The organism is uncultured Cetobacterium sp. (assembly GCF_947039425.1).
Taxonomy (GTDB): domain Bacteria; phylum Fusobacteriota; class Fusobacteriia; order Fusobacteriales; family Fusobacteriaceae; genus Cetobacterium_A.
This window is the reverse complement of the sequence record NZ_CAMQYW010000089.1, coordinates 1-6,635: the sequence shown is the minus strand read 5'-3', so window position 1 is coordinate 6,635 and position 6,635 is coordinate 1. Positions and strand designations below refer to the sequence as shown.

General features: G+C 28.2%; 7 protein-coding genes. All 7 read left to right on the top strand.

All coding sequences use genetic code 11. The features are described from left to right. Window positions 1–602, top strand: a 602-nt coding sequence (gene prmA / locus Q0V09_RS06090) for a 50S ribosomal protein L11 methyltransferase (protein WP_297487682.1), incomplete at its 5' end; no start/stop codon positions are given. A gap of 14 nt (window positions 603–616) precedes the next feature. Continuing rightward, the gene (gene cmk, locus Q0V09_RS06085) at window positions 617–1,279 is read left to right on the top strand and encodes a (d)CMP kinase (protein WP_297487680.1); all 663 of its coding nucleotides are present in this window, start codon (window positions 617–619) and stop codon (window positions 1,277–1,279) included. 5 nt (window positions 1,280–1,284) lie between these two features. Then, window positions 1,285–2,514, top strand: coding sequence for a glycosyltransferase N-terminal domain-containing protein (locus tag Q0V09_RS06080; RefSeq protein WP_297406586.1), 1,230 nt, complete (start codon window positions 1,285–1,287; stop codon window positions 2,512–2,514). Next, window positions 2,511–3,212, top strand: a complete 702-nt coding sequence (gene trmB / locus Q0V09_RS06075) for a tRNA (guanosine(46)-N7)-methyltransferase TrmB (protein ID WP_297487679.1) — start codon at window positions 2,511–2,513, stop codon at window positions 3,210–3,212. The genes Q0V09_RS06080 and trmB overlap by 4 nt, the downstream gene beginning before the upstream one ends. A gap of 17 nt (window positions 3,213–3,229) precedes the next feature. Beyond that, window positions 3,230–4,510 (top strand): adenylosuccinate synthase, encoded by a 1,281-nt coding sequence (locus Q0V09_RS06070; RefSeq protein ID WP_297407633.1) that lies wholly within the window; start codon window positions 3,230–3,232, stop codon window positions 4,508–4,510. 47 nt (window positions 4,511–4,557) lie between these two features. After that, a complete protein-coding gene (locus Q0V09_RS06065; RefSeq protein WP_297487677.1) occupies window positions 4,558–5,589 on the top strand; it encodes an asparaginase in 1,032 nt (343 codons plus the stop codon). Beyond that, complete coding sequence (locus Q0V09_RS06060; RefSeq protein ID WP_297407630.1) at window positions 5,586–5,801, top strand: hypothetical protein; 216 nt, start codon at window positions 5,586–5,588, stop codon at window positions 5,799–5,801. Before Q0V09_RS06065 ends, Q0V09_RS06060 begins: the two co-directional genes overlap by 4 nt. Window positions 5,802–6,635: the final 834 nt, after the last annotated feature.

Here is a 6,635-nt window from a genome sequence, read left to right as displayed (position 1 = left end):
GTTGGAAAAATTATCTTTATCCAGAAAAAGTAAGTGAGAAATTTGTAGTTAAACCAACTTGGAGAGAATATGAGCCAGAAGAAAATGAACTTGTTATAGAACTTGATCCTGGAAGAGCTTTTGGTACTGGTTCTCATCCTACTACATCTTTATGTTTAAAAATCATGGAAGAAAATATTAAACCTGGAAACTCTGTTATTGATGTTGGTACTGGTTCTGGTATTCTTATGATTGCAGCTGAAAAATTAGGAGCTGTTGATATTTATGGTACTGATATTGATGAACTTGCTATTGATTCTACAAAAGAAAATTTAGAATTAAATAATATATCTCCAGAAAAAGCTGAAGTTTATTTAGGTGATTTAATCTCTGTTGTTAAAGATAAACAGTTTGATGTTGTTGTTGCTAATATTTTAGCTGATGTTATTCTTCTTTTACTTAAAGATATATTTAAGGTAGTTAAAAAAGATGGACTTATTATATTCTCAGGTATTATTGAAGATAAACTTCCTCAAATTGTTAAAGAAGTAGAGAAAAAAGGTCTTGAAATTTTAGAAATAAAAAGAGATAAAGAGTGGAGAGCTCTTTTAATCAAAGCATAAGGGAGGCAAAGCTTATGAAAAACTATATTGTAGCTCTTGATGGTCCTGCAGGAAGTGGGAAAAGTACAATTGCTAAAATTATAGCTAAAGATTTTAATCTTACATATTTGGATACTGGAGCTATGTATAGAATGGTAGCTTTATATACTTTACAAAATAATATTAATATTAAAGACTCTAAAACTATTATTGAGTCTTTACCTAAGATTAATATGGATATAGTTAATGACTCTTTTATTTTAAACGGTGTTGATGTTTCTAAAGAGATCAGAACTCCTGAAGTAACTAAAATAGTTTCTCCTGCTGCTGCTATTAAAGAGGTTAGAATTAAACTTGTAGATCTTCAAAGAGAAATTAGTAAAGGTAAAAAAGTTATTTTAGATGGAAGAGATATTGGAACTGTAGTTTTTCCTAATGCAGATGTTAAAATATTTTTAGTAGCTTCTCCTGAAGAAAGAGCTAAAAGAAGAGTAAAAGATTATTTATCAAAAGGTATTACTGAAGATTTTAAAACAGTTCTTGCTGATATTATTGAAAGGGACCTTATCGATTCATCTAGAAAAGAAAGTCCTTTGAAAAAAGCACATGATGCTATTGAAATTGATAGTAGTTTTATGAATATTCAAGAGTGTGTTTACTCTATTGAAACTATAATCTATTCTATAATTGGAGAGTAACTATTATGTTTTATAATTTAATAAGAGGAATTTTATATCCTTTTATTGCAATTTTCCTTATTTTTAATTCAAAAAAAAGAAAATTTGTTTTTAAAAGATTATTTCAAGATTTTTCTATTTTAAAATCAGATAAAGAATATATTTGGCTTCATTGCTCCTCTGTTGGAGAGATCAACTTAATTGATGGACTTATTAAAAAAATTAAAAATAAATTTCCTCAAGAAATTTTAATTACAGTTTTTACTGATACAGGTTATAATACTGCTATTGAAAGATATTCAAATGACAGTTCTGTTACAGTAATGAGATTTCCTCTAGATGACCTATTTATATTAAAAAGAATTATTAAAACTATTAGTATAAAATATTTAGTTCTTGTTGAAACAGAACTTTGGCCTAATTTAATTGATGAAGTTTCTAAAGTTTCTAAAATAATTTTAGTTAACGGAAGAATTTCTAATAAAAGTTTTCCTAGATATAAAAAAATTAAATTAATTTTAAAGCCTTTATTAAATAAAATTTCTTTTTTTTGTATGCAAAGTACAAATGATAAAGATAGAATTATTAACTTAGGTGCAGATAAAAATAAAATTCAAGTTACAGGTAATCTAAAATTTGATATATCTTTTGAATCTTTTTCTAACAGAGAAAAAAATAACTTAAAAAAATTAATAAATCCAAATAAATATAAAATATTCGTAGCAGGTAGTACTAGAACTGGTGAAGAAGAAATTCTCATTAATGTATTTAAAAAATTAAAAAATACTTTATTAGTTATTGTTCCTAGACATTTAGAGCGAATTGAAAATATTGAAAAATTATTAACAAATTCCCATTTGAATTATCAAAGATTTTCTGATATTCTAATAAAGGGAGAGAATGATAATTCAAACATTATTATTGTTGATAAAATGGGAATTCTTAGAAAATTCTACTCTATTTGTGATATCTCCTTTGTTGGTGGTACCTTGGTTAATATAGGTGGACATAGTTTGCTCGAACCTTTATTTTATGGTAAAACTCCTATTTTTGGTCATTTTTTACAAAATGTTAAAACAATTTCTAGAGATATTCTATCTCTAAACTTAGGATATAAAATTCATAATGAAGATGAATTTTTACAAGCTATTAACCTCATTGAAACAAATCCTGTTTCTGAGGATAAAATAAATCAATTTTTCAAAAGCAATCAATTTGCTGCTGAAAAAATTATTAAAATTATGGAGGAAGAATGAAAGAAAGATTAGAAGATACTCTTTGGAGACACTTCTTTACTAATCCTAGAACTAATTATAATCCTTATATGGTTAAATTAGTTGAATATCCAAAACATATTATATATGATAAAGATATTATGGATTCTTATAAAGGACAGTGGAATCAAAAAGCTTTTAGTAATAATAATCCCATCTATCTTGAGATTGGTTCTGGAAGTGGAAATTTTGCCATTGGTATGGCTGAAAAATACCCTGAAAGAAATCATTTAGCACTTGAGATTAGATTTAAAAGATTAGTTTTATCTGCTAATAAAGCTGTTAAAAGAAATTTAAATAATGTTGTTTTTCTTAGAAGACGTGGAGAAGAAATAACTAATTTTATTGAAAATGGTGAAATTGAAGGTTTATATATTAACTTTCCCGATCCTTGGGAAGGTAATGAAAAAAATAGAATTCTTCAACCTAAACTATTTGAACTTTTAGATGTTATTATGAATGTTGAAGGAACTTTATTCTTTAAAACAGATCATGATCAATATTACTCTGATGTTTTAGAATTCTCTAAAGATTTAGAAAATTACGAGGTTATTTATCATACACCAGACTTACATAATAGTCCTAAAGCAGTAGATAATATCAGAACTGAGTTTGAAGATTTATTTATTTGCAAACATAACAAAAATATCAATTACATTGAGATAAAAAAAATCAAATAATTTACGGAGGTATTTAAATGGCAGGATATGTTGTTGTCGGAACACAATGGGGAGACGAAGGTAAAGGAAAAATTATCGACGTTCTTGGACATAGAGCAGATTACGTAGTAAGATTCCAAGGTGGAAACAATGCTGGACATACAGTTGTTGTTAATGGAGAAAAATTCATTCTTCACTTATTACCATCAGGAATGCTACACGGACAAGGTAAATGTATCATAGGACCAGGGGTTGTTATTGATCCTAAAGTTTTATTAAAAGAGTTAGATACATTAGAAGCTAAAGGAGCTAAAGTTGATCACCTATTTATAAGTGATAGAGCTCATCTTATTATGCCTTATCATGTACAATTAGATATTTTAAACGAAGAAAAGAGTGGAGACAATAAAATTGGAACTACTAAAAGAGGAATTGGACCTTGTTACTCTGATAAATTCTCAAGAGTTGGTCTTAGAGCTGTAGAATTATTAGATATGGATTTATTTGCTAAAAAATTAAAAATGAACTTAGAAGCTAAAAATGAACTTTTCACTAAAATTTACAATGCTCCTGAAATGAGTTTTGATGAAATATTTGAAGAGTACAAAGGATATGCTGAAAGATTAAAACATAGAATCATTGATGCTGTACCTGAAATTAATGAAGCTTTAGACAATGATAAGTTTGTATTATTTGAAGGAGCTCAAGCTATGATGCTTGATATTAACTATGGAACATATCCATATGTAACATCATCATCTCCTACAAGTGGAGGAGTTACAACTGGAGCTGGAGTTTCTCCTAGAAAAATCGATAAGATTATTGGTGTTATGAAAGCTTATACAACTAGAGTTGGAGAAGGACCTTTCGTTACTGAATTAAATGACGATTTAGGTGAACAAATCAGACAAACTGGTTTTGAATTTGGAGCTACTACTGGAAGACCTAGAAGATGTGGATGGCTAGATCTTGTTGTTGGTAAATATGCTGTTGATATTAATGGATTAACTGATGTAGTTATTACTAAAATCGACGTTTTAAGTGGATTAGATACTCTTAAAATATGTACTGGATATGAGTTAGATGGAAAAGTATACACTACTGTTCCTGCTCAAACTGAAAAACTTGCAAATGTTATTCCAGTTTACGAAGAGTTACCTGGATGGACAGAGGATATTACTCAAATGAAAAATTATGATGAGTTACCTGAAAATTGTAAAAAATATCTTGCTAGAGTTGAAGAATATTTAGGTTGTCAGATTACTGTTGTTTCTGTTGGACCTGATAGAACTCAAAATATATTCTTAAAAGAAATTTAAGAAAAAACCCCTAGGAAACTAGGGGTTTATTTTTAGGAGGAGTATAAATGTTAGAAAAGATTTTAATAATTAATACCGGGGGAACTATCGGAATGGTTCATAGTGATGAATTAGACTCTTCTAGCCCACTAAGACCAGCTAAAAGTTGGAGGGAAGTTGCTAAAAATCATCCTATCTTAGATAGATTTCCAACTGATTATTGCCAACTAGAAACTCTTATTGATTCTTCAGATATGCAACCTAAATTATGGATGGATATTTTAAATATTATTGAAACAAATTACTATAATTATCGTGGTTTTGTTATTCTTCATGGAACTGATACTATGGCATATACTGCTTCTGCTTTATCTTTTATGTTAAAAAATCTTGATAAACCCGTAGTTCTTACCGGTTCTCAAGTTCCTTTAATAAATCCTAGAAGTGATGCTTTACAAAATCTAATTACATCTATACAAATTGCTGGTAACAGAATTTATGGGGTGAAAAATATTCCTGAAGTAACTATCTGTTTTAGAGATGAACTTCTAAGAGGAAACAGAGCTAGAAAAATTGATGCTACTAATTATTTTGGATTTTCATCTCCTAATTATATCTCTCTTGGAGAAATTGGTTGTGAGATAAAAATAAATAATAAAAAAGTATTAGATATGCCTAAAGAAGAATTTTTTGTAGATCCAACATTTAATGAAAATGTTATATCATTTGAAATCTATCCTGGCTTTAATCCTTTATATATTAAGACTATAACAGAAGCTCATCCTGAAATTAAAGGTATCGTTTTAAAAACTTATGGAAATGGAAATGCGCCAACTTCTGAAAAATTTATTAATATTTTAAAAGAAGTTTCTGAAAAAAATATTGCAATTGTTAATATTTCTCAATGTGCTACTGGTTCTGTTAAAATGGGTCTTTATGAAGCTAGCAGTGCTTTAATATCGCTTGGGGTAATTTCTGGTCACGATATGACTCCTGAAGCAGCTATCACTAAACTTATGTATCTCCTTGGCAAAAATCTTTCTTTCTTAGATTTAAAAACTGCTATGGAAAATAATTTGTGTGGTGAGGTGAGTTTATGAACACAGTAAATAATAATCTTTGGAAAAATAATAAAAATGGAAAATTTTATATTGTTCTTGATTATAATATTTTAAATTGTACAAATTTACAAGATGGTGAAAAAATGTATCTTTATAAGGTTTTTCAAGAAAAAATTTTAGATGATTTTGGAAATGAACTAACATTTGTGAGATCAGAAAAAGAGTTCAAACTTAAATTTACAAAGCTATAAAAAAGAGCGATAAATTAATATCGCTCTTTTTTTATACCTTAGGTATAATAATCTTTTCTGCTCTCTTTTTTCCACCAGTTAAACTTTTAAACACCATTATAACTAATAACATTCCCCCAAAATAGCCATTAATCACATATACTACATTTATTAGTTTGTCAAATGGGATCCATAATCCAACAATAACTCCAATTATAACTAGTGAAGTAGTCAATATTTTAAAAGATTTTGTTTTTTCCTCTGTAAATCTACTAGATACATTCCAAAGAAGTGGAACTGCTGTTGTATATATTCCCGCAAGTATAATCAAAGCAAATATACTTGAAAATATTGGATGAATATCATTTGCTAAATAAAGCATTGGAATCTGTGTTCCTGCAGTTTTTTCAATTGTAGCAAGTAATCCTAAAGCTACTATAATCACTGCTATTGAAAATAAAATAGCTCCACATAATCCGCCTATTTTAGCTTCTTTTCTAGATTCTGCTTTTGCTCCAAGTGAAGCCAAAAATCCAGCTAACCATAACATACAAAATCCCACATAAGAAAATGATGCTAAATACCAAGTACTTGATGCTCTAACTAATTTTGAATTGTCTTCTAAATTAGTTAATGCTGTAAATACTATTTCTGGATTTAAACTTAAATAATTTTTAAAAAGAGAAGATATTCCTAATATAATAGATATTACTACTATTGCTGGACCTACTTTTCCAATTATTTCAACAAGTTTTGATAATCCAGCCAAAGCTGTTATTAAAGTTAGTATACCTATTATTAAAGCCCCTACTATTGGAGCTAAGTTATAATGTAGATCGGAAGAGCACACGTCTG

Bases quoted from the DNA above. Each gene is read 5' to 3' on its own strand.
- Q0V09_RS06080 (WP_297406586.1), top strand. From the start codon at position 1,285: ATGTTTTATAATTTAATAAGAGGAATTTTATATCCTTTTATTGCAATT.
- trmB (WP_297487679.1), top strand. From the start codon at position 2,511: ATGAAAGAAAGATTAGAAGATACTCTTTGGAGACACTTCTTTACTAAT.
- Q0V09_RS06060 (WP_297407630.1), top strand. From the start codon at position 5,586: ATGAACACAGTAAATAATAATCTTTGGAAAAATAATAAAAATGGAAAA.
- Q0V09_RS06070 (WP_297407633.1), top strand. From the start codon at position 3,230: ATGGCAGGATATGTTGTTGTCGGAACACAATGGGGAGACGAAGGTAAA.
- Q0V09_RS06065 (WP_297487677.1), top strand. From the start codon at position 4,558: ATGTTAGAAAAGATTTTAATAATTAATACCGGGGGAACTATCGGAATG.
- cmk (WP_297487680.1), top strand. From the start codon at position 617: ATGAAAAACTATATTGTAGCTCTTGATGGTCCTGCAGGAAGTGGGAAA.